Origin of the sequence: Bacillus infantis (assembly GCF_020171945.1) — a bacterium.
GTDB classification, from domain to species: domain Bacteria; phylum Bacillota; class Bacilli; order Bacillales; family Cytobacillaceae; genus Bacillus_AB; species Bacillus_AB infantis_A.
Window position 1 is genome coordinate 1 of the sequence record NZ_JAIVAP010000014.1, and the last position, 23,664, is coordinate 23,664.

Here is a 23,664-nt window from a genome sequence, read left to right on the forward strand (position 1 = left end):
TGATAAGCACGAGTCTCTTTCTGTACAACCTTCTTGGCAAACTTCCTCTTGTTTGCACTTGCTTTTACATGAGTGGAATCAACAAATACGTGCTCAGGTTTGATCAGTCCTTTGGTGGAAGCTTCATCTAGAATCCTGTAAAAGATCAGTTCAAAAAGGTCACTATCTTTGAAACGTCTCTCATAATTCTTGCCGAATGTTGAGAAATGAGGGACCTTATCATAGAAACCAAAGCCAAGGAACCAGCGATAAGCCATATTTGTTTCTATTTCTTCAATGGTTTTGCGCATGGAACGGATGCCGAATAGGTATTGGATGAACGTCATTTTTATCAATACGACCGGGTCAATACTTGGGCGGCCGACTTCTGAGTACATATCTTTCACAAGTGGATAGATAAATGAAAAATCAATCGCAGCCTCTACCTTGCGAACCAGATGGTTCGAGGGTACAAGTTGGTCAAGAGCAATCATTTCAATTTGATCCCGTTGGATTGAATTATTCTTAGTCAGCATTTTTTTCACCTCAAGCATTGGTATATCTTATATTTTATAAAAAAATAGACTGTAGGCAAACCCGAATTTCTTCGAGTTTGTCTACAGTCTGAGATTGGATACAAGTATCCAATCCTATCATTCAGGAAAGCTGCTCCTTTACAAAAGCAAGCGCCTCTTCAACATGGCCCTTCACTTTGACTTTCCTCCATTCCTTCACCAAATTCCCTTCTTTATCAATGATGAAGGTGGATCTTTCAATCCCCATATACTCTTTGCCAAAATTCTTCTTCAGCTTCCAGACATCATACGCTTCGGCAGCTTTATGCTCTTCATCTGACAGCAGGATGAATGGCAGTCCATATTTTTCAATAAATTTCCCGTGCCTGCCCGCCGGGTCAGGGCTTATACCGATGATCACAGCATCCGCCCCCTGGAATTCCTCATGCTTGTCCCTGAAATCGCATGCTTCTGTCGTGCACCCTGGCGTCATATCCTTAGGGTAGAAATACAGGACCACATTTTTGCCCCGGAAATCCGACAGCCTTACCGGCTTTTCATCTGCCCCAGGCAGTTCAAACTCCGGAGCCTGTTTTCCAAGTTCAATCTGCATACTAATCCCTCCATCGATGTTATAACATAAGCCTATCCAAAATCTGAGTCAAACACAAATTCGGGATGCTGTCAGGGCTCTCTGTCGAATACCGCCCTCGCTACAAATGCTGCAGGAATTGTGTAGCCGATCAGTGCCTCAAGGACGGCGATCATCCTGCCGATCCCTACAGGGGAAATATCGCCATAGCCTACTGAAAAAAGGGTAACAGCACTGAAGTAGAAGCCTGTCTCCAGCCTTTGAAAAAATGTTCCTCCTTCCGCTCCCGCGCTTTCCCGGAGAACCTGGGTACCGTTCTGCTCTATTAAAACGTAAATAAGCCCAAAGCCAATCATGACCGTCACATATATAAAAGCCAGATACAGAAAGTTTTCAAACGAGACTCTTTTTCCGCGGATCTTATGGGGGATAAACAATGTCCGCAGACTCATTAATACACAGAAGGCAATCAATATCAGCGAAAGATAAAAGACCAAATCAGACCCTCTTCTCCTTTATACTCCCTAGATTTATACGCTTTAAACAGGGTCTGTATGCCGGCTTGTCTTTTTAAGTGCAGTTTCAGGGAAAAAGAAAACAGCAGCCAGGAATAGAGTTTCAGTATGCGCCCATAGTCGGAATAAAAAAACAGCACCCATTAAGAGAGTACTGTTTTTGCATTCTAGTTTCCCGCACCGCGGTATTTCTTCACGCCCTGATTCCAGACGATGATGGACAGGCAGAAGAATACCAGACCGATGACTGGCGTCAGGAAAGAATAGGCAAGCCATTCATGCTTTCCAAGAAAATAGGCCGCCGGATAGACACCGACAAATGCGAACGGGAGAATCCAGGTAAGCACAAAGCGGATGGCGCCATTGTATATGTCCACCGGGTATCTTCCATAATTCCCGATATTGTACATCATCGGCATGATGGAAGTTCTTGCGTCCGCCCAAAAGCTGATGCATGCAATCAGGACAAAGATCCCGGCATAAACCATAACACCGCCGAGCACAAGCAGGATAAACAAGAACGGGTCATACCAGCTTATGCTCAGTCCAAGCTGTTCACCCGCATAAAACATAATGACCAGTCCAGTTACAGCTCCAAACAGCGATTCCAGCTCCATCCTTTCCAGGACGATTTGGAACAGACTATGAACAGGCCTGGTCAGGATCCTGTCAAACTCCCCTTTTACGATATAACGTTCATTAAAGTCCCAAATATTGAAAAAGGAAGAAAACAGGGCATATGGAACAAGAAAGAATCCATAGATAAAAATAATTTCATCCCTGTTCCAGCCGCTTAAATAGCTGGTATGGCCGAAGACAACCAGAATAAAGATCAAATTGACTGCCTGAAACAGCAAATCGGATACAACCTCAACTGCCAAATCTGCCCGATACTCCAGCCTTGTTTTCATATACTGAGACACATATTGGAAAAAAATCGAAATATAAAACAAGCTGTTACCCTCCTTGAATGACCATCTGCTTTTTCGCCGCGGTCCAAAGTGCCTGTATCGGAATGATGAGGATCAGCACCCATACTCCCTGAAGGAGCAGACCATTGATAGCTTCTCCATGTGAGAAGCCATTGGTGAAAATCATGCTTGGAATATAGCTGATGCCCTGGAATGGCAGGAATTTCAAGATATCCTGCGCCCAGACAGGGAAAAAGGAAAGAGGGATCAGCAGCCCGGAAAAAAGATCGATTACAACGCGCTTGGCCCTGATTAAGCCTGTATTATTATATAAGAAAAAAGTCGTAATCCCTGTCAGCAGATTTAATTGGGTATTGATCAAGAAGCTGAGCAGAATGGATACTGAAAACAGCAGCCAGGTGGCAGGGTCTGCCGAAAATTCAAGCGGGAAGATAAGGGCCACGATGACCATCCCGGGAACAGAGAAAAAGAACAAACGGAAAATACCTTCCCCCAGCCCCTGCATGGTCTTCATGCCAAGATAATTGTATGGCCTTATCAGCTCAACCGCTACCTTTCCTTCCTTTATTTCTGCAGCCATTTCCCGGTCGATATTATTGAAATAAAAGGCCCTCGCCATCCAGGCAACAGCTACATAAGTGGTCATCTGCAGGACGGAAAGGCCCTCAATGCTCTCTTTCCCTCCATAAATAGCAGTCCATAAAAAATAATAAGCGCCGATATTAATGCTGTATATCAGAATGCCTGTATAATAATTCGTCCGGTAGGCGAGCATCATTAAAAAACGGATCCGGATCATTTCTACATACTTATCCATTGCTGCCTCCTTATGCCATGCCTTTATCGTATATATTGCGGATGATTTCTTCGGTTGATGTCTCCATGATTTTAATATCCCTGACCTTGTAGGCCGATACTGCCCTTGCAATCAGCGCAGAAATGACTTCCTCTTTATCCTCCGTAAAGGCAGTAAATGCTTCGTCCTCTCCATTTCTCTGCCAGTCAACGGGGAGATCGGCCGTAAGCTCTTCCAGGGCCCCCAATTCTGCCTGTTCAAGAAATTCAAACCGTATTTCCTTTCCTTCAGCCCAGGTTTCCTTCAGGCTCTGCAAAGCACCATCGTATATGATGCGGCCTTCATCAAGCATGACAACCCGCTCGCAAAGCGCTTCAATGTCAGAAATGTCATGGGTGGTCAAAAGAATCGTCGTATTGTATTTCTGGTTGATTTCTTTTAGAAACTCACGGATTTTCAGCTTAACCAGGACATCGAGGCCGATCGTCGGCTCATCGAGAAATATCAGCGGCGGATTATGGATAAGGGCCGCCGCCAGCTCGCAGCGCATTCTCTGCCCAAGTGAAAGCTTGCGTACCGGCTTATCCAGGAGCGGTCCGATATCAAGCGTCCTGATTACATGGTCCATATGGCTGGCATAATCCTCATCAGATACTTTATAAACCTTTTTTAAAAGCCGGAACGATTCCTGAACGGCAATATCCCACCACAGCTGGGATCTCTGCCCGAACACAACCCCGATCGTCTGGACAAATCTCTCCCGGTCCCTGTGCGGATTCATCCCATTGACAGTCACCTCACCGGCAGTCGGCTCCAGGATGCCGGTCAGCATCTTAATGGTCGTCGACTTTCCCGCTCCGTTTTCTCCTATGTAGCCAACCATTTCTCCTTGCCTTACTTGAAAGCTGATATCGTTGACAGCAGGGACAATCTTATAATTTCGCGTAAACAGATCACGGAAGGCCCCTTTAAGGCCGGCCCTGCTTGAATAGGCCTTAAACTCCTTGCGCAGGCCATTTACAATGATGGCATCCTTCATGTTTTCCTCCAGTTCAATCCCTTTTTTACAAGGGCATATATTTCAAAACATTCAAGGCATCCAGCCCTCTCTCAAAGCCGGCGCCCCAAGAACTCATTTTAGCCAAAGGAGATCTTTTATACAAATAGCCTGCACGCATCTTTGCAGGCTGATTCCCATTTGGCGTCCTTCCCGGGCGTTATCTCCACCAGCCGGGCTTTACGGGCAGTTTAGCCTCGCACCCCTCCCTTTTTCCTAACTTTCTTACTATAAGCGCGGGGCTATTACTGCCCGTTAAACTGCGGCATTGGGAAACTTCCCCTTGGACGCTCTTACCAAGGGGTTAGTTGAACCAGCCGGGCTTTACGGGCAGTTTAGCCTCGCACCCCTTCCTTTTTCCTAACTTTCTTACTATAAGCGCGGGGCTATTACTGCCCGTTAAACTGCGGCATTGGGAAACTTCCCCCTGGTGTTCTTCCCAGGGGGTTAGTTGAACCAGCCGGGCTTTACGGGCAGTTTAGCCTCGCACCCCTTCCTTTTTCCTAACTTTCTTACTATAAGCGCGGGGCTATTACTGCCCGTTAAACTGCGGTAATATAAAGGAGGAATCACGCCTTAAGGAGGAAGAAAATGAATTTCTCGAATTCAGAACGCATACATGAAGAAGCACTGAAACATATTGTGGGCGGAGTTAACAGCCCTTCCCGCTCTTATAAAGCAGTTGGCGGCGGAGCTCCGGTTGTGATGGAGCGCGCGCAGGGAGCTTACTTCTGGGATGTCGACGGAAATCAATATATCGATTATCTGGCTGCGTATGGCCCCATCATCACCGGCCATGCACATCCTCACATTACAGAAGCGATCAAAAGAGCAGCCGAAACAGGGGTCCTGTACGGAACACCTACCCCGCACGAAGTAAAATTCGCCAAGATGCTGAAGGAAGCGATGCCGGGCATGGAAAAGATCCGCTTCGTCAATTCAGGCACTGAGGCCGTCATGACCACGATCCGTGTGGCACGGGCCTACACTGGAAAAGACAAAATCATTAAATTTGCCGGATGCTACCATGGCCATTCCGACCTTGTCCTTGTAGCGGCAGGCTCGGGGCCATCCACACTTGGAACGCCGGATTCTGCCGGCGTGCCGAAAAGCATCGCCCAGGAAGTGATCACTGTCCCATTCAATGATATTGAACCATTTAAAGAAGCGATGGAAAAATGGGGAGACGAGATTGCAGCCGTGCTGGTTGAACCGATTGTAGGAAATTTCGGCATAGTTGAACCAAAAGAAGGCTTCCTGGAGCAAATCATCGAAATCGCCCATGCAGCAGGCTCCCTCGTCATATATGATGAAGTCATCACAGCCTTCCGCTTTATGTATGGCGGTGCCCAGGATATGCTTGGCGTTCAGCCTGACCTGACAGCGATGGGCAAAATCATTGGCGGCGGGCTTCCGATCGGTGCCTACGGCGGCAAACTGGAAATCATGGAAAAGGTAGCTCCATTAGGCCCAGCCTACCAGGCAGGGACAATGGCAGGAAACCCGGCTTCCATTCTTTCCGGAATCGCCTGCCTTGAAGTCCTTAAACAGGATGGAATCTATGAATATCTTGACAGGCTTGGCCAAATGCTTGAAGAAGGCATACTGGCAGCAGCGGCTGAGCATGGGATCCAGATCACCATCAATCGCCTGAAAGGTGCGCTGACCATCTACTTTACGGAAGAAAAAGTAGAAAACTATGAGCAGGCAGAAAACACAGATGGCGAGACTTTTGCGCGTTTCTTCAAGCTGATGCTTGAACAGGGGATCAACCTGGCGCCTTCCAAGTATGAGGCCTGGTTTGTAACCATTGCCCATACCGAAGAAGATATAGACGCTACTCTCCATGCAGTCAACCATGTATTCAGCATAATGAGCGGAGAATAATTATACAGTTTTTTATGCATAAAAGGAGCCTTTAGCGGCTCCTTTTTTAATATAACCAACATTGAAAACGTTTACAAAACAAGATGTTTTATTAAAAAATCCATATTCCTCTGCCCACTCGCCATCCAGAGTTTTGTATAATTAATTGATTTCTGAAAATTCTTATGATATGATAAAAATACTAATTTTCTAAAAACTCACTTTTGTATCTCATGTTTTTTTGAAAAATGTAGACCCACCCTGTCTTATTTTCCCCTTATATGTTTCCTCGAAACAATGAACCTTACAAAATTTCATTTTGTATACAGAATAAATCTTATAGGAGGTGAACCGGCTTGGCAATTTGCTGAAGCCGTATTTATGACACAAACTTGGAGCCCATCCCTTTTCACTGAATTTAACCGCCAGGAGCATGATGCCTGCGGGATTGTAGCCGCAATGGAAAAGAATAAAATCCCTTCAAGGGAGAATATCTTCAGCTGCATCGATGCTCTTGTCACGATGAATCACCGCGCGGGTTTTATTAATGGAGAAGGTGACGGCGTCGGGATCCATATTGATATCCCGCGCGAGCTATGGAAGCAGAAGCTTTCTGATGCCGGTGCCGATCCTGAGGCAGCCTCCCGCGAAGGATTTGCCGTCGGCCATGTTTTCATGTCAAGAAATGAAAAAAGCTCAAGCATTAAAGCCAGTCTTGCAGAAAAATTAGTAGATGCAGGCTTTGACATCCTATTTGAATCAGACGAAGTGACAAATTCTTCAGCCCTTGGGCCGATTGCCATCCAGGAAAACCCTATATTCTGGCAGTTTGCCATTTTATCAGAATTGGAGGGCCAGCCTCTTACTGAAAAGTTATTTAACCTTATTATTAATTTCGAAGAGGATGAGCATGTCCATGTCGCCTCTCTGAGCCAGCACCACGCTGTCTATAAAGTGATGGGCGCAGGGGATATCCTGCCCAAATATTATCATGACCTTGCGAACCCGCTTGCCGCATCGACAATGACGCTTGGCCACAACAGATATTCTACCAATACACTGTCCAGCTTTTTCCGTGTCCAGCCTTTCAGTGTGCTTGGGCATAACGGCGAAATCAACACGATTGCCAAGCTTCGGGATGAAGCTAAGCTTGCAGGCGTCCCGCTCGTGAAGGACGGCAGCGATTCACAGGACTTGAGCCGAACACTGGAGACGTTTATTTGCCGTGAAAATTATTCACTTTTTGAAGCGATGGATGTTATGTTCCCGCCAATTGTGAACGAAATTAAGTCTTATCCTGACCATCTCCAGGATCTATATACCTACATCCGGGAAGGCTGGGGCCATTTTGCCCAGGGTCCTGCAGGAATCATCTCCCGCTTTGCGGACGAGGCAGTATTCAGCGTGGATGCACTTGGGCTGCGCCCGCTCTGGATGCTTGAGACAGAAAGCTCTTATTTATTCTCTTCAGAACCGGGGATTATTCCTTCCAGCGAATATGTAAACGAGCCTAAGCCGCTGGCTCCGGGAGAAAAGGTCGGCCTGAAATGGAACGGGGATGTTCTTGAAGTATTTGAACAGCATGCATACCAGGAAGAGGTATACAAAAGATTCTCAAAGCGGGTGCATCTGGACGGCAGCAGGAAGCGGCTTGAAACGCCAAGGCTGCCCAAAACCATTTCGATGAATTATCCAAGCAAGATTCATAACGGCCAATATAAAGCTTTCGGCTGGGAAAGGGATCAGGTCCAGCTTGTTGAACAGATGGCTGATAAAGGCATTGAGCCGATCCGTTCTTTAGGACATGATGCACCTTTGGCAGCATTGAACCCTGAGCGGAAAAACATTGCCGACTATATAAAGGAAAGTGTGGCCGTCGTGACCAATCCGGCCATTGACCGCGACCGTGAAACAGAACATTTTTCCACCAGGACCATCATCGGGAAGCGCCCTGCCCTCTTCCATTCTGATAAGGAAGTCTCAGGGGTCACTGAACTTCAGACTCCGCTCCTGATTGAAGGAAAAGCAGGATTTGAATGTTCCGGCATCATCCAGCAGCCAAGCTATGACCAGGTGACAGAATATTACCAGGAGCAAAAGCTGACTGCCTACATCCCGATTGTGTTCAGTGAAGATGAAGGCATCCGGGAGGCCCTTGGCCGTCTGGCTGGGGATGCTGTGGCTGCTGTGAGGAGCGGGAAGTCCCTCCTCATACTGGATGATTCACAGGCACATCAGAACGGAAATCTGTGGCTCGATCCCCATTTGGCCGTATCAGCGATTGATCAGGCTCTGGTTAAGGAAGCGGTCCGCAGGGACTGTTCCATCCTGCTTCGTTCAGCTTCCATCCGGTCTTTGCATGATATCATCACCAGCTATGGACTTGGTGCAGATCTGATTTCCCCGTACTATATGTTCATGACCGTACTGGATGAATCGGCCACGCCGCTTGTAAATCTGTACACAGCACTGACAAAAGGCCTCGAAAAGGTCATTTCTACGATCGGAATCCACGAGCTGAGAGGCTATGGGCGGCTATTCTCAAGCATCGGGCTGCATGAGGAAACAGCGGAAATACTGAATATTGTAAACTTCTTCGGTTCAGGAGAGCTTTCATGCAATTTTGAAAGCATGAAGGAAGACAGCATTCAAAGAGCACAAGATTACCAGAATGAAAAAGAAAGAATCGGAAAGACCTTTCATCTTTTCCCGCGCATATGGAAAGCCATCGGCGAAGTTGCCAAAACCGGCGACTATACAGCATACGGGGAAAAAATTTCAGAACAGGAGGAGCAGAATCCGACAACGATCCGCCACCTGACTGGCTTCAAGCCGGCATCCTCCCCTGTATCGCCTTCAGAGGTGAGCCTGAATGTCGGCACGCATGATCTTCCTTTCGTCATTGCTTCAATGTCATTCGGCTCACAAAATGAGATTGCCTTCAGGGCTTATGCAGAAGGTGCAGACCGCCTGAACATGGTCAGCATGAACGGTGAAGGCGGGGAAATCAAGGATATGCTGGGCAAATATCCGAATACCCGCGGACAGCAGGTTGCATCCGGCCGGTTTGGGGTGAACGCCGAGCTGCTGAACTCATCAAACCTGCTTGAAATTAAAATCGGCCAGGGCGCGAAGCCGGGTGAAGGCGGACATCTTCCAGGCTCAAAAGTGACAGCAAAAATTGCAGAGGCGAGAAATGCCACCATTGGCTCAGATTTAATCTCGCCTTCCAATAATCATGATATCTATTCGATTGAAGATCTGGCCCAAATGATACATGAGCTCAAGACGGCCAATGATAAAGCCAAAGTCGCTGTAAAAGTTCCTGTCGTTCCTAATATCGGGACGATCTCGGTCGGAATCGCAAAAGCAGGGGCGGATATCATCACCCTGAGCGGTTTTGACGGGGGTACCGGCGCCGCCAGAATCCATGCGCTCCAGCATGTTGGGCTTCCGGTTGAAATCGGTGTTAAGGCCGCCCATAACGCCCTCCTTGAAGCAGGACTGCGCGACAGTGTAGAGATCTGGGCTGACGGCGGCATCAAGAGTGCATCTGATGTGCTGAAGGTCATGCTCCTCGGGGCAAACAGGATCGGATTCGGGACTCTTTCCATGCTGGCGATTGGCTGTACCACATGCCGCGGCTGCCATCTGGATACATGCCATGTCGGGATTGCGACTCAGATCGAAACAGAAGCGCAGGCAAAGGATCATGGCCTCCGCCGATTCGTACCGCGCCAATTCGACTTGGCCGTCCAGGGCATCATGAACTTATATACAGCCTTCGGAACAGAGCTCAAAGCTCTGGCAGCGGGACTTGGCATCAGGAACCTCCAGGACGCTGTCGGGCGCTCTGACCTCCTTGAGCAGGCAAAAGGAAAAGAACAGCTGGATCTGACCTACCTCCTCCGCACACTGGAGATTGGCCAATTGAGCCATCAGGAAGCAGCTGCTTCCCTCGATGCCCACCAGCTTCAGGTGGCAGTAGGCGCAGAATATCTTGATGCAAGCGTAGAGGAGCTCCATCAATCACGCGAATACCAGAGCATTACTTCAGAACAGCGCGTGCTGGGCAGCCGTGTTTCCTGCCACCGCGTCAGAAACCGGCTGGACGGATCTTATCAGAGCCTTCCGCCAGTCTCGCTTAAGTATAAGGGCGGCTCGATTCCAGGCAATGGGCTTGGAGCCTACAACAGCGCCGGCATCCATATTGAAGTGGCCGGCGGCGCGCAGGATGGCATCGGCAAGACTTCATTCGGCGGAGAGATTCTGATTTTTAAATCAAAAGGAAAGAATGGCAGCTTCTACAATGGATCAGTCGGCAAAGGGTTTGGATACGGTGCACAAAAAGGGCTCCTCGTGGCCCAGGGGAATGCTGATGCCCGTGCAGGCATCCGTCTCTCCGGTGCAGACATGATCATTGGCGGACAGCTGAAAAAGCCTCTTCCTGAAAAAGAACATGGCAACATCGGGACACATGCCAATATTAAGGGGTTTGCTTTTGAATACATGACCAATGGCAGAGGCCTTGTGCTTGGCGATCCTGGCCCATGGATCTGCGCAGGCATGACCGGCGGGGTCGTATACCTCCGCCATCAGCCGGAACTGGGGCTCACGAAGGAAGCCCTCCAGCGCAGGATCGCAAAAGGTGCAAAAGTCACCGTCTCTTCTTTGTCCTCAAAAGGGCAGGAAGATGTTCAAGAGCTTCTCGGCAATTATATAAGAATGCTCGCGGAACAAGGGCAGCACGAAGAATCTGAACAGCTGTCCAAATTGCTTGAAGACGTTGAAAACCACTTCTTCCAGGTAGTTCCTGTAAAAGAACAGGCTGACCCTTCTGTTTCTACAGAATGATGGTTGCCAAAGGCCCGCTCAACATTCTTGAGCGGGCCTTTATTTATTTCATTTTTCTTTTTTCACGCCCTGCTCAGTTGGATCATACGAGCATATTCACCATCCATATCATACAACTTTGCCGGCAATATGCCATCTTTTTTCATGTAAGCGCCTTAATGGAATTTTATCGGAGATTTATCATATTTGTCCCTTGAACTTCAAGGATAATCCCTGTATAGTACATAATTGTTTAACAATGAGCAAATCGGTTTAAAGTAAGTATAAAATAGATAATGGCTGTATTCTTGCTAAAGCAGCCATTATAAATACGAAAGGATATTATTTGCATGAAGCTTGGAGCCCGCATACTAAAAACGGGAATTGCCATCATACTGTCTTTATTTTTATCAGAAATTTTCAACCTGCCAACTCCTGTATTTGCAGGCATCGCAGCCATTTTTGCGATTCAGCCTACCATCTACAGATCGTATCTATCGGTAATCGAGCAGATCCAGGGCAATATCATCGGGGCTGTCATTGCCGTCGTCTTTGTTCTTGTTTTCGGAAACAACTATTTCATTGTCGGTCTTGCCGCCGTCATTGTCATCATTATCAACCTAAAGCTGAAGCTTGAAAAAACCATCGCCCTGTCACTGGTGACCTTGATCGCCATCATGGAGACTCCTGGTGATGACTTTGTCCAATTTGCTGTTATCCGTTTTTCGACCATCATGCTTGGGATATTATCAGCTTTTCTGGTCAATCTTGTATTCCTGCCGCCTAAATATGAAAACAAGCTGTATTATAAAATATCCAATGCGACAGAAGATATTACAAAGTGGATCAGGCTGAATGTGCGCCATGCCTCTGAGCATATGCTCTTAAAAAATGATATCGAGAAGCTGAAAGATGATGTCATCAAGCTCGATCAGCTGTACCTTATGTATAAGGAAGAACGGAATTACCTGAAAAAAGACAGCCCGGTCAAAGCGAGAAAGCTGGTCATCTACAGACAGATGATCTCGACCGTTAAAATGTCGCTTGAAACACTGAAAAGGCTGCACCGCCATGAATACGAGCTGCAGCAGATGCCAGAGGATTTCCAGAATTCTATCCAGCAGCAGCTGGACTGTCTGATACACTATCATGAGCATGTGATGCTCAAGTTCATTGGTAAAGTGAAACCTCAGGTGAGTTTTGAAGAAGGCGATATCTGCCTGGACCGCAAGGAGTTGTTCACCTTCTTCCTGGCGCAGCATAAAAACATGGAAAATGATGATGAGCAGATTATTTACCATACCATGCAGATCATCTCCGCCATCATTGAATACGATGAACAGGTCGAGCATTTGGATACATTGATTTCGAGTTTTCAGTCGTATCATAAAGAGGAAAACGAGATTAGTATAGAGGAAAACGAGGAATAGTCACAAAGAAAAGCAGCCGGATGGCTGCTTTTTTTTATGAAGGTATTTTAAACTAAGTGTGCATGCTCAATAAAGGAATGCGAATTCTGCTCCTGAACAACATAGATTTGTACTACATCTTGTGGCATGACACATATTAGGTATTTGAGGAATATTCCATCATGAAGTGTCTTTTGACTTGAGAACCTAGAAGATTGGCAATGTCAAAAAGGGTACGGAAAACAGTCCTCCGCACCCTTTTTGATTTATATGAAATTCTATAACCTGCTAAACTAATAGAAGCCCAGGGTATTACATTACTCAAACTTAAAAAAGCCTGTTGATTGCAGTGGAAGGCACGAAGACTCCTGCGGGATTGCAGCGGCAATGCTGAGACCCCGCAAGAGCTTGCTCTGAGGAGGCTCAGCGTCGCCCCGCGGAAAGCGAAGTGCCTGGAACGGAAATCAACAGCTCCATTAACGGAATAAACTATAAATATAAGCACAGACCTCCCTTTTCTTCCTAACTCTTCATCCTGGGATCCAGCGCGTCCCTCAGCCCGTCGCCCATGAGGTTGAAGCCAAGTACTGTTAGCATGATGGCGAGGCCTGGGAAGATCATTGTCCAGGGAGCCTGGATGAGATATGCCTTTGCATCTGAGAGCATTTTTCCCCACTCCGGATTTGGCGCTTCTGCCCCAAGTCCAAGGAAGCCCAATGCAGCTGCTTCGATGATGGCTGTTGCTACTGCCAGTGTTCCCTGGACGATGATTGGCCCCATGCTGTTCGGCAGGACGTGGAGGAATAAGATGCGGGCATCACTCATGCCGACTGCCTTGGCCGCCATGATATATTCCTCCTGCTTTACACTGAGCACACGGGAACGGATCAGGCGCCCAAAGTTAGGGATATTGATAATGGCAATGGCAATGAGCGCATTCCTTAAGGATGGACCCAGTACAGCTACAATCGCAATCGCCAGTAGGATGCTTGGAAACGCAAGCATGATATCAAAGAACCGGGAAATGATTGTATCCACCCACCGGCCATAATAGCCTGCAAGGATGCCAAGCAGACAGCCTGCGGCTAGTGAGCCGAGGACGGCCAGAAAGCCTACCCATAAAGAAATCCGCGCCCCATAAATTACCCGGGAAAGAATATCCCTTCCAAAGTCATCGGTTCCAAACCAATGGTCGGCCGATGGGGCCTTCAGCCGGTTTGCCAGCTGCTGCTCATTGATGCCTGTAGGGGCTATCAGCGGCGCAAATACAGCCAGGATGACAAAGAACAGAACAATAAGCGCGCCGACAACGGCCAGCTTGTTCTTCCGGAAGCTCCGCCATGCTTCAAGCCAGGGGGATTCCACCTTTTCCTCGGCCTGGACCGCAGACGGATGTACATTTTTTTCTGTTGATAATTCCATAGGCTTCTTCCCTCCTTTAGTTGTATTTGATCCTTGGATCGATTGCCGCATATAAGAGGTCGACAATCAGATTGATCATGACAAAGATGAATGCAATGACAAGGATCCCTGATTGGATGACCGGATAATCGCGGTAATTGATAGCTTCATAGATATATCTTCCGATTCCCGGCCAGCTGAAAATAGTCTCCGTCAGGATGGCACCGCCAAGAAGGAGCCCGGTCTGCAGCCCGATGATTGTCAAAACAGGGATGATGGCATTTTTCAAAGAATGCTTGTACACGACCCAGAACATCCTTAGCCCTTTGGCCCTTGCCGTACGAATGAAGTCTGAACGCATTACTTCAAGCATTGTCGAGCGCGTGATCCTGGCAATTATGGCCATGGGAATGGTCGATAATGCAAGGCTCGGAAGCACTAGATGGCGGATGACATCCCAGAACTGATCCATCCGTCCTGCAAGGAGTGTATCGATGATATAAAGATTGGTGATGGCCTCAACCGGATTTCTGACCTCTTCCCGGCCGGATGTAGGGAGCCAGTCCAAATTGATGGCAAATATCCACTGCTCCATAAGGCCAAGCCAGAAAATCGGCATTGATACGCCGATAAGTGCAAGCACCATGGCAATATAATCAAACCAGGAGTTTTGGAACCAGGCACTGATGATTCCTGCATTCACGCCGAAAAAGATCGCAATGAGCATGGCGCAGAATGAAAGTTCCATGGTAGCTGCAAGGAAAGGCCAAATTTCTCCGCTGATCGGTGCCTTCGTACGGAGCGATTCCCCCAGATCACCAGTAAACAGCCCCCCCAAATATGTAAAATATTGAATGAACCAGGGCTTATCAAGCCCAAGCTGCTCTGTCAAATCTGCCACAGCCTCTTTCGTTGCCAGCTGGCCCAGGATGATTTGGGCGGGATCTCCCGGTATGGCCCTGATCATGAAAAATACAATCAGCGACAAGCCCAATAAGACCGGTATAAGGGAAAATATTCGTTTGATCGTATATGAAAGCATGTTTTCACCTCTCTTGATGGTTGTCCAGCCGCATCAGTCCGGCTAAAAGAAAAGGGAGCCGCTATAAGGAACTCCCTTTCTTTCTATCTATCTTTCCATTTACTTTTTAAATTCCACAGAAGACAGCAGATCCGATCCTGTTGGATGCGGCTTGAATCCGGTAATGTCCGCTTTTCCTGCAAGGACAGGGTTGGAGTGGACAAGCGGGATCCATGGTGCATCATCCTTGATGATCAGCTGGGCCTGCTTATACAGCTCTTCACGCTCAGCCTGGTCTGTCAGCGTCTGTGCTTTAATCAGAAGATCGTGGACCTCCTGGTTTTTATAATAGGTATAGTTATTGGATCCGATAGTATCCTGGTCCAGAAGTACATAAAGGAAGTTGTCAGCATCCCCATTGTCCCCTGTCCAGCCGAGAAGGAAGGAATCCGCTTCCCCTTTATTGGCTTTGTCGAGGTAAGTTCCCCATTCATAGGATACGATTTTCGCCTTTACGCCAACATCAGCAAAGTTGGCCTGGATGGCTTCGGCCACCTTTTGCCCGTCCGGCATATATGGACGTGCAACCGGCATTGCCCAAAGCTCCATCTCAAATCCATCTTCATAGCCAGCTTCCTTCAGAAGCTCCTTCGCTTTTTCAGGATTGAATTCATAATCCTGCACCTCATCATTATAGCCCGCAATTCCAGGCGGCATAGGGTTCTTCGCCGGCTCTGCATATCCGGAATAGAAGGCATCGATGAGTGCCTGCTTATCCACCGCATAGTTCAGCGCCTGTCGGACCTTCTTATCCTTCAGCGGGCCGCGTGTATTGGTAAGCCCAAGATAGCCGACATTCATGGACGGACGGTCAAACAGCTGCAGATCTGCATTTCCTTCAATTTGCCCTACATCACTGAAGCTTACGCCGTCAATCAGGTCAACCTCGCCTGTAGATAAAGCATTCAGCCTTGCTGAGTTTTCAGGGATAACCCTGAAAATGACTGAGTCAAGCTTTGGCAGGCCTTCCTGCCAGTAATCCGGGTTCTTCTCAATGACGACACGGTCGTTCCGTTTCCATTCTTTGAACTTGAAAGGCCCTGTTCCGACAGGGTTGTCAGTGAATTTATCGCCGGCCTTTTCAACTGCAGCAGGACTCGCGATACCAAATGGCGACATCGCCAGGTTTTTCAGGAATGGAGCGATCGGCCTGCTTAATGTAAATTCGACTGTATAATCATCAACGGCTTTTACCTCTGTAAGCACATCGCCAAATTGAGAGGCATAATAATAGAATTCTTCTTTATTGCCTGCTTTCCAGCGATTGAAGTTGAAGACGACTGCCTCTGCATTGAAATCTGTCCCGTCATGGAACTTGACTCCCTCGCGAAGCTTGAGCGTATGCTTCAGCCCGTCTTCACTTTCCTCCCATTCAGTTGCAAGGCCAGGCTGGATTTCTGTATCCTGCTCGCCAAAGTTGATCAAGGTTTCAAAAATATTGACCGTAACCTTGAAGGATTCGCCTTCGGTTGTAATCGCCGGGTCCAGAGCATCAGAGTCCCCGCTTCGCCCGAAGACAAGTGTTCCGCCGGCGGCTGTTTCACCGCCCGCATCTGAACCGGAATCCTTCTCGCCTTCATCTGTGCCGCTTGACTGGCTGCCTGTGCAGCCTGCAAGCCCCAATGACAGAAGCAGGGCAAAAACCAACATTAAAAGACCATTGCGCTTCTTCATACTTTTCCCCCTTTTAATTTCTTTCTTTTATCATGCATGCACCCTGGCACTAGTGTATAAGTGGCAGGCTGCAAAATGACCCTCTTCAATTTCTTCCAGCTGCGGCCGCTCGACCGTGCAGATTTCCATGCACTCCCGGCACCTTGTATGGAACGCGCAGCCTTTTGGCGGGTTCGCCGGGCTCGGGATATCCCCGCTTAAAAGCTCAGCTTCCTTGCGCAGATCAGGATCCGGGACCGGCACTGCGTCGAGAAGGGCAGCAGTATAAGGATGCAGGGGCTTATCATACAGCTTTTCAGCTGTCGTGATTTCTACCAGCCTCCCAAGATACATCACTCCCACCCTGTCGCTGATATGCCTGACAACACCGAGATCATGGGCTATGAAAATATAAGTCAGCTGAAATTCCTTCTGCAGGTCTTCAAGCAGGTTGAGCACCTGTGACTGGATAGAAACATCGAGCGCAGAGACCGGCTCATCCGCAATGATCAGCTTCGGCCTGGTCATCAATGCCCTGGCAATCCCGATCCTCTGCCTTTGCCCGCCGCTGAACTGGTGAGGATATCTTTTTGCATGCCAGCTGCTCAATCCGACGACTTCGAGCATCTCTTTTACCCTTTGCTTCCGCTCTTTCTTATCCCCCATCCCGTGGACGATCAGCGGCTCCTCAAGGATTTTTTCGACTGTATGGCGGGGGTTCAGGGAAGCAAACGGATCCTGGAATACCATCTGCATTTCCTTGCGCATCTTCCTCATTTCCGAATCGTTCAGTCCTGTCAGTTCTTTCCCTTCAAACAGCACCTTTCCTTCGGTTGGTTCGATCAGCCTCATCAGCATCCTGCCGGTCGTTGACTTACCGCAGCCGCTTTCCCCTACAATCCCGAGTGTTTCCCCTTTATTGACATAAAAGCTGACATCATCAACGGCCTTTACATCTCCGGTCTTCTTGCCAAAAAGGCCGCCTGTTATCGGAAAATACTTTTTAAGCTGATTGACCTCAAGCAGAACTTCCGCCATTGGCTGCACCTCCTGATTCATCATGAAGAAAGCATCTTACCGTATGCACCGGAGAATTTCCCTGGTACAGCTCCGGCGTTTCGGACAGGCAGCGGTCATGGACAAATTCGCATCTTGCCGCAAAGCGGCAGCCATGCTTGACTGAGCCGGGCTTTGGGACATTTCCCGGTATCGAGTACAGCCTGTCCTTCCTCTCCCTTATATCGGGGACTGACTGGAGAAGCCCGATTGTATATGGGTGCTTGGCATTTTTGAAGATTTCCCTGACAGGCGCTTCCTCAACTACCTTTCCTGCATACATGACAATGACCCTTTCGCAGACCTCGGCAACAACGCCAAGGTCATGGGTGATCATCACGATGGCCGTATCAAGCTTTTTATTCAAGTCCTTCATAAGAGCGAGGATCTGGGCCTGGATCGTCACATCAAGCGCTGTTGTCGGTTCATCTGCGATCAGCAGCTTCGGATGGCAGGAGAGGGCCATGGCAATCATCACCCTTTGCCTCATCCCTCCTGAAAGCTGGTGCGGATATTCCTTCATGATCTGCTCTGCCCTCGGCAGCCCTACAAGCTTCAGCATTTCTACAGCCTGGCTGGCCGCTTCCTTTTTCTTTATCTTCTTATGTATCGTAATGCCCTCCACCAGCTGGCTGCCGATGGTGAACAGCGGGTTCAGGGAAGTCATCGGCTCCTGGAAAATCATTGCCACTTCATTCCCTCTTATTTCCCTCATCCTGCTCTCTGAAGCTGCAACCAGGTCCTCGCCATTCAGCAGAATCTCGCCGCCAACGATTTTTCCGGGCGGCTGGGGGATCAGCTTCATGATCGACAGCGATGTCACGCTTTTGCCGCAGCCTGATTCGCCTACTATTCCCAGAATTTCACCTTTACGGACCGAAAAACTGATTTCATCCACAGCTGGTATTTCTCCATCTGAAGAAAAAAAGGAGGTTTTCAGCTGCTTTACATCTAAAACGGGAGCTTGACTCACACCATTACTCCTTCCTTTTTTCCATGCTGAAGCACTGGTCTTTCATGGATTCTTCTGACTTCTTGCAGTTTAAATGCTGTAAAACAGGGCATACGTCATGCCCCTTTAAATTTGTACCTTTGGTCACTATCTTTTTCTCATTCTATAAAAAAAGCCCATACAAGTCTACAGATTTTTCCAAATTATTTAAATATATTAAATTTTTAAAAACATTCCAAGAACCGAAATACCTTTTGGGGGATGGGACCGGCTTCCCCCATCATATGCCAGGCTCTTTTGTTATATGAGCAAAATTACCTGGTCTTAACAAAAAAAGCCTCCCCCTTTACAGTTTGGTTTCTGTAAAAGAGGAGGTTTTTTTCAATGCTCCAGCTGCTGTACCTGGAATAGGTTATAATAATGACCTTGTCTGGCCATAAGTTCTTCATGATTGCCTATTTCGGCAATTTCCCCGTTCTCGATATGGACAATCCTGTCGGCATGGGTAATAGTTGAGAGCCGATGGGCTACAATAAAGGTGGTTCTGTCTTTAGCCAGCTTTTCCAAAGCCTCCTGGATGAGGTGCTCACTTTCCAGGTCAAGCGCGGATGTAGCTTCATCAAGTATCAGGATCGGCGGATTCTTCAGGAATATCCTGGCAATTGCCACCCTCTGCTTTTGCCCTCCTGACAGCTTTACGCCCCTTTCTCCGACTTTCGTCTCATAAGCATCAGGAAGGTTCATGATGAAATCATGAGCATTGGCAGCCTTGGCAGCTGCAATCACTTCTTCATCACTCGCATGCGGCTTGCCGAGAAGGATATTTGTTTTAACGGATTCACTAAAAAGAATATTATCCTGCAATACAATTCCGATCTTATCACGGAGTGAACGTACCTTAAACCGCCTGATATCTGTCCCATCAAGCAGGATCTCCCCCTTTGTCACGTCGTAAAAACGGGGGATCAGGCTGATCAAGGAAGATTTTCCTCCTCCGCTCATGCCAACAAGGGCAATGGTCTCGCCCTGCCGGACATCAAGGGAAATATCTTTTAAGACAGTTTCTTCTTCCTTATCGTATGAAAAATCCACATCCTTGAATTCAATATGGCCCTTCACATCGGTCACTTCAATGCTGTCCGGGGAATCATCGATGTCGTATTTCTCGTCAGCCAGTTCAAACACCCGGTCCATCGATGCAATCGACTGTGTCAGGGTTGTGGAAGAATTGACAAGCCGGCGGAGCGGGTTATAAAGCCTGTCAATATAGGCGATAAAAGCCATCATGGTTCCAATCGACAAATCGCCCTGTATGACCTCATAGCCTGAGTAGCCAATAACGATCAATGGCGCTATATCGGTTATGGTGTTAACGACAGCGAAGGCTTTTGCATTCCATTTTGTATGGTCAATGGCTTTCTCCAGGAAATTTTTATTTTGGCTGTCAAACTGCTTCTGCTCATGGTCTTCAATGGCAAAGCTTTTTACAACGGCCATTCCCTGGACACGTTCATGCAAATATCCCTGGACCTCGGCGAGAGCCTGGGACCTCACCCGGGTCAGCTTTCTAAGGTTCCCGAAGAAGTACCTGACACTGAAAGCATAGAATGGGAAAAGAATCAGGGAAACGATCGTCAGTGTAATATCCATATTGAACATAATCACGACTGCGATAATGATTGTTGCAATATCAAGCCATAGGTTCATAAGGCCTGTCACAACAAAGGTCTTTGTCTGTTCGACATCATTGATGACCCTTGAAATGATTTCCCCTGCCCTGTTATTGGAATAAAACTTAAAGCTGAGCTTCTGGATATGGTGAAACAGACTATCACGGATATCATAAAGAATTTTGCTGGCTGTCCATTGTGCGAAATACTGCCTGTAATACTCAATTGGCGGACGGGCCAGTACAAAGATAACGATCATAACTCCCATGATCCATAGCAGCCTTTCCGTTTTTCCGCTCTGGGACAGTAGGTCGTTCCCGACGATATCATCAATTACATATTTAATTAGAAGCGGAATCAAAAGCGGAATCGCAAATTTTATGATGCCTATTAAAAGTGTGCCGATTATTTGCAGCCGGTACGGCTTAACAAATTTCATATATCTTTTGATGCTGTCCAATTGCTGCCCCCCTTAATGCTCTCTCTATAGAATACCTCTTTTAAACAGATAAAAACCTGTTGAAACAAGGTCAACAGGTGCTACACAGGCTTTTTTTATCCTTAATATCAGCGTCTGTAGGTTAAATATCTCTCATACCAAATGTCAATAAAATCCGGGGCAAAAGGCCCTTTCCGCTGGCGGATCCACTGGATCAGTTTATCGACATTCGCTTTTAATATCTTGTCGATGACTTCTGGATAGTTCATTTCCTTCCGGTGCCGCTCATATTCATCTTCATCGAGAAGATTGAATGTCATATCCGGAAAGACCTTGATATCCAAATCATAATCAATATACTTCAGCGCTTCGCCGTCAAATATGAAAGGAGAGCTGATATTGCAGTAATAATACACGCCATCCTCCCGGATCATCCCAATGATATTGAACCAGTACTGTGAATGAAAATAACAGATTGCCGGCTCCCGGGTCACCCAGGTTCTCCCATCGGATTCCGTCACAATGGTCCTGTCATTTCCTCCGATCACAAGGCTTTGTGTCCCTTTTAGAACGGTCGTTTCCTCCCAGACGCGATGGATGTGCCCATTGTGTTTGTAGCTGTGTATTTGCATCGGTTCTCCTTCGATGGGTACGCCCATTTCTTCTCCCCTACTTTCATTCCCAAACGCTTTGCAACCTATCAAATGACTTGCACAAGTTTCCTAAAACGACAAAAGGCAACAAAGAACGTATTATTTCCTATTATTATAACGGTTAAAGAAAGAATTTAAAACAAAGAGCCATTGAAAAATCTTTCAATGGCCCGATCAATCCCATATAGTCTTTCATAAAGTGCAAAGATCCTGCCATTTCCCTGACTTCTCCCCGATGCACAGCTTTCAGCCGCAGGTCAGATTCACTTCCTGATAAGACCTGATTACCTCTTCCGTCTGGGCTTCAAACACCCGGTGGATTTCTCGCAATTCTTCTTTCATGCGGTGGATTTCAAACTGGACGCTTTCCAGCTCTGTTTCCTCCTGGATTATTTTCAGCTCATGCTCAATTTCCTGGCAGCGTTCCAGTTCGGACTGAAGAAACAGGAGCTTTTCCATTGTTTTCATCTGTTCAGATACCAGCAGGTCAAAAGTGCTCATACAGGTCACCGTCCCAATTTCAGATTCTACCTATGTATTTCGGCTTTGCCCCAATCTTTCCTTTGACTAGTTCTGCTGATTGAAAGGAAGTTTTGTCGAATATAGAAAAGCGGAAGCGCTTTGCCCACCCCCGACAAGCAGAAGACAAGACTCCCGGAAAGGCGTTCTTTGCCTTTTTGGGAGGCTTGGCTTCTGACCTCGAGGGGGTAAGCGCTGGAGCTGGACAATGTTCGAAGTGGAAATCTGCTTACCAAACTTTTTTAGAAAAGCGCAATCGCTATAATCGTAAAGCTCTTTTCGTAAAGATTGTTGCTATAAAATTTTTTAAAAGGGATCGTTAGCAAGCTTTAAAATAAGCGGAGATTCTCCGCTTAGGATGCTGAATATGGCACGGAGGGGTGTATATAAGCGGAGAATTTCCGGTTAAGCAAAGCGGAGTTGTCAATTTTTTTGTTTTTTGAGTCGATAGGCGGAATTTCTCCATCTATTTGAGCTATTTTTAAAGCTTTTTTGAAAATAGAGGGAATTTCTCCGCTTATTTTTCAGCCTGTCACTGATTCCCTCATTCAGGTCAGGGCAGGTCCGCTCTTTTATGGCTGGGCAGGGATACCCTTAAATAAGAATAGCAAAAGCAACAAGAACAAAATAAAAAGAAGGCACTCTTTGCGGATAAAAGAGTGCCTTCCCGTACAATTAGCGGCTTTGTTTGCCAGCGTTTTGACCTTTGCGGGCTTCAGCCTGCTGGTTTTGCTGACGTACTTCTTGAACGTTTGTTTCGCTAGCGAACTCAGTGCCGTATTGACCTTGCTGGCCTTGAGAAGCTTGAGCGTTTTGCTGGCGCACTTCCTGGATGTTAGTGCCAGCTTGAGATTGGTTTTGTCCTTTTGCCATTGTTAATCACCTCCACGACTATTAATTTAACCAGCCGCAGAGAAAATATCCTTTAATTTTCAGGAAAAAAATTCTAATTTCATGTGTTAAACAAGCAGGGAGATTCCTCCGTCTACTATGATGGTCTGCCCCCTGATCATTCCTGATTTATCGGACAGAAGGAACATGACTGCGTTGACCATATCTTCAATCTCAACCATCCGCCCTGCCGGTGTCTTTTCCCTTGCCTCAGATAATAGCTCTTCCCGGTTAGGGAAATGCTTTAATGCCTCTGTATCGACTGCTCCCCCGGAGACTGCGTTGACAGCGATATTCATTGGAGCGAGTTCAACAGCCAGGTAGCGGGTTAATGCTTCCAGTGCCGCCTTAGATACACCGACTGTTGTATAGTTTTCCAGATAGCGGATCGAGCCGAGCGAGCTGATGCTGACAATCTTGCCGCCCCCGCTCTCCTCCATCAGTTTGGCTGCTTCCTGTGCACAGAACAGCAGGGCCTTGCTGTTGATATTCATTGTCCAGTCCCAATGGCTTTCTTCAAGCTCCATGGCAGGGCGAAGGACACCAGACGCCGCATTATTGACAAAAATGTCCAGGCGGCCGAATTCATTCCTGATTTCCTGGAAGAGGACCTTAATCTTCTCTACATCACCGACATTGGCCCTGACGATCAGAGCCTTTCTGCCAAGCGCTTCAATTTGTTCTGCCGTTTCCTGTGCAGACTTTTTGCTCCTGGCATAATTGATGACAATATCATATCCTTCCTTGGCAAGGGAAATGGCAGTCGCCTTCCCGATGCCCCGGCTGCTTCCTGTTACAAGTGCTACTTTTTGTGTCATGAATCGTAATTCCTTTCCTGTTTCATTTGTTTTCATT

At 47.4% G+C, this 23,664-nt stretch carries 19 protein-coding genes; 3 read left to right on the forward strand and 16 right to left on the reverse strand.

The features are described from left to right. The 6 genes from LCM00_RS17225 to LCM00_RS17250 all read right to left on the reverse strand — a co-directional run. Window positions 1-515, reverse strand: a 515-nt coding sequence (locus tag LCM00_RS17225) for a transposase (RefSeq protein ID WP_224904391.1), incomplete at its 3' end; no start/stop codon positions are given. 121 nt (window positions 516-636) lie between these two features. After that, complete coding sequence (bcp, locus tag LCM00_RS17230; protein WP_224904393.1) at window positions 637-1,107, reverse strand: thioredoxin-dependent thiol peroxidase; 471 nt, start codon at window positions 1,105-1,107, stop codon at window positions 637-639. Window positions 1,108-1,178: 71 nt separating this feature from the next. Then, window positions 1,179-1,583 (reverse strand): potassium channel family protein, encoded by a 405-nt coding sequence (locus LCM00_RS17235; RefSeq protein WP_224904395.1) that lies wholly within the window; start codon window positions 1,581-1,583, stop codon window positions 1,179-1,181. Window positions 1,584-1,768: 185 nt separating this feature from the next. After that, window positions 1,769-2,554, reverse strand: coding sequence for an ABC transporter permease (locus LCM00_RS17240; RefSeq protein ID WP_009795217.1), 786 nt, complete (start codon window positions 2,552-2,554; stop codon window positions 1,769-1,771). A 4-nt stretch (window positions 2,555-2,558) separates the two neighbouring features. Then, window positions 2,559-3,350, reverse strand: coding sequence for an ABC transporter permease (locus tag LCM00_RS17245; RefSeq protein WP_224904397.1), 792 nt, complete (start codon window positions 3,348-3,350; stop codon window positions 2,559-2,561). A gap of 10 nt (window positions 3,351-3,360) precedes the next feature. Then, window positions 3,361-4,368 (reverse strand): ABC transporter ATP-binding protein, encoded by a 1,008-nt coding sequence (locus LCM00_RS17250; RefSeq protein ID WP_224904399.1) that lies wholly within the window; start codon window positions 4,366-4,368, stop codon window positions 3,361-3,363. Between the two features lie 609 nt (window positions 4,369-4,977). Between LCM00_RS17250 and LCM00_RS17255 the strand changes: the two genes are divergently transcribed. From LCM00_RS17255 to LCM00_RS17265, 3 genes are all read left to right on the forward strand, one after another. Beyond that, window positions 4,978-6,273: a glutamate-1-semialdehyde 2,1-aminomutase gene (locus LCM00_RS17255; protein ID WP_224904401.1), complete on the forward strand. Its 1,296-nt coding sequence runs from the start codon at window positions 4,978-4,980 to the stop codon at window positions 6,271-6,273. Between the two features lie 360 nt (window positions 6,274-6,633). Next, window positions 6,634-11,106, forward strand: coding sequence for a glutamate synthase-related protein (locus LCM00_RS17260; RefSeq protein WP_224904403.1), 4,473 nt, complete (start codon window positions 6,634-6,636; stop codon window positions 11,104-11,106). Window positions 11,107-11,435: 329 nt separating this feature from the next. After that, complete coding sequence (locus tag LCM00_RS17265; RefSeq protein ID WP_009795212.1) at window positions 11,436-12,515, forward strand: FUSC family protein; 1,080 nt, start codon at window positions 11,436-11,438, stop codon at window positions 12,513-12,515. 501 nt (window positions 12,516-13,016) lie between these two features. Here the strand turns inward: LCM00_RS17265 and LCM00_RS17270 are convergent. From LCM00_RS17270 to fabL, 10 genes are all read right to left on the reverse strand, one after another. Continuing rightward, window positions 13,017-13,916, reverse strand: coding sequence for an ABC transporter permease (locus LCM00_RS17270; protein ID WP_022543512.1), 900 nt, complete (start codon window positions 13,914-13,916; stop codon window positions 13,017-13,019). Between the two features lie 16 nt (window positions 13,917-13,932). After that, a complete protein-coding gene (locus LCM00_RS17275; RefSeq protein WP_009795210.1) occupies window positions 13,933-14,937 on the reverse strand; it encodes an ABC transporter permease in 1,005 nt (334 codons plus the stop codon). A 99-nt stretch (window positions 14,938-15,036) separates the two neighbouring features. After that, window positions 15,037-16,650 carry an ABC transporter substrate-binding protein gene (locus tag LCM00_RS17280; RefSeq protein ID WP_224904405.1) on the reverse strand — a complete coding sequence of 538 codons (1,614 nt, stop codon included), beginning with the start codon at window positions 16,648-16,650 and terminating at the stop codon, window positions 15,037-15,039. A gap of 30 nt (window positions 16,651-16,680) precedes the next feature. Further along, window positions 16,681-17,667: an ABC transporter ATP-binding protein gene (locus LCM00_RS17285; protein ID WP_224904407.1), complete on the reverse strand. Its 987-nt coding sequence runs from the start codon at window positions 17,665-17,667 to the stop codon at window positions 16,681-16,683. Next, on the reverse strand, window positions 17,648-18,658 hold the full coding sequence (locus tag LCM00_RS17290) for an ABC transporter ATP-binding protein (RefSeq protein WP_224904409.1): 1,011 nt from the start codon (window positions 18,656-18,658) through the stop codon (window positions 17,648-17,650). The genes LCM00_RS17285 and LCM00_RS17290 overlap by 20 nt, the downstream gene beginning before the upstream one ends. 360 nt (window positions 18,659-19,018) lie before the next feature. Further along, entirely contained in the window at window positions 19,019-20,767 is a 1,749-nt protein-coding gene (locus tag LCM00_RS17295) for an ABC transporter ATP-binding protein (protein WP_318247621.1), read from the reverse strand. Between the two features lie 107 nt (window positions 20,768-20,874). After that, window positions 20,875-21,405 carry a nucleoside tri-diphosphate phosphatase gene (ntdP, locus tag LCM00_RS17300; RefSeq protein WP_148974602.1) on the reverse strand — a complete coding sequence of 177 codons (531 nt, stop codon included), beginning with the start codon at window positions 21,403-21,405 and terminating at the stop codon, window positions 20,875-20,877. A gap of 240 nt (window positions 21,406-21,645) precedes the next feature. Next, the gene (locus tag LCM00_RS17305; protein ID WP_224904411.1) at window positions 21,646-21,900 is read right to left on the reverse strand and encodes a YgaB family protein; all 255 of its coding nucleotides are present in this window, start codon (window positions 21,898-21,900) and stop codon (window positions 21,646-21,648) included. A 693-nt stretch (window positions 21,901-22,593) separates the two neighbouring features. Then, window positions 22,594-22,791: a gamma-type small acid-soluble spore protein gene (locus LCM00_RS17310; RefSeq protein WP_224904413.1), complete on the reverse strand. Its 198-nt coding sequence runs from the start codon at window positions 22,789-22,791 to the stop codon at window positions 22,594-22,596. Window positions 22,792-22,877: 86 nt separating this feature from the next. Then, entirely contained in the window at window positions 22,878-23,627 is a 750-nt protein-coding gene (gene fabL / locus LCM00_RS17315) for an enoyl-[acyl-carrier-protein] reductase FabL (RefSeq protein WP_224904416.1), read from the reverse strand. Window positions 23,628-23,664 lie beyond the last annotated feature (37 nt).

Coding starts and splice junctions, on each gene's coding strand:
- LCM00_RS17285 (WP_224904407.1), bottom strand. CDS start 17,667: ATGGCGGAAGTTCTGCTTGAGGTCAATCAGCTTAAAAAGTATTTTCCG.
- LCM00_RS17280 (WP_224904405.1), bottom strand. CDS start 16,650: ATGAAGAAGCGCAATGGTCTTTTAATGTTGGTTTTTGCCCTGCTTCTG.
- LCM00_RS17260 (WP_224904403.1), top strand. CDS start 6,634: ATGACACAAACTTGGAGCCCATCCCTTTTCACTGAATTTAACCGCCAG.
- LCM00_RS17275 (WP_009795210.1), bottom strand. CDS start 14,937: ATGCTTTCATATACGATCAAACGAATATTTTCCCTTATACCGGTCTTA.
- LCM00_RS17270 (WP_022543512.1), bottom strand. CDS start 13,916: ATGGAATTATCAACAGAAAAAAATGTACATCCGTCTGCGGTCCAGGCC.
- bcp (WP_224904393.1), bottom strand. CDS start 1,107: ATGCAGATTGAACTTGGAAAACAGGCTCCGGAGTTTGAACTGCCTGGG.
- LCM00_RS17265 (WP_009795212.1), top strand. CDS start 11,436: ATGAAGCTTGGAGCCCGCATACTAAAAACGGGAATTGCCATCATACTG.
- LCM00_RS17310 (WP_224904413.1), bottom strand. CDS start 22,791: ATGGCAAAAGGACAAAACCAATCTCAAGCTGGCACTAACATCCAGGAA.
- LCM00_RS17255 (WP_224904401.1), top strand. CDS start 4,978: ATGAATTTCTCGAATTCAGAACGCATACATGAAGAAGCACTGAAACAT.
- LCM00_RS17245 (WP_224904397.1), bottom strand. CDS start 3,350: ATGGATAAGTATGTAGAAATGATCCGGATCCGTTTTTTAATGATGCTC.
- LCM00_RS17250 (WP_224904399.1), bottom strand. CDS start 4,368: ATGAAGGATGCCATCATTGTAAATGGCCTGCGCAAGGAGTTTAAGGCC.
- fabL (WP_224904416.1), bottom strand. CDS start 23,627: ATGACACAAAAAGTAGCACTTGTAACAGGAAGCAGCCGGGGCATCGGG.
- ntdP (WP_148974602.1), bottom strand. CDS start 21,405: ATGGGCGTACCCATCGAAGGAGAACCGATGCAAATACACAGCTACAAA.
- LCM00_RS17305 (WP_224904411.1), bottom strand. CDS start 21,900: ATGAGCACTTTTGACCTGCTGGTATCTGAACAGATGAAAACAATGGAA.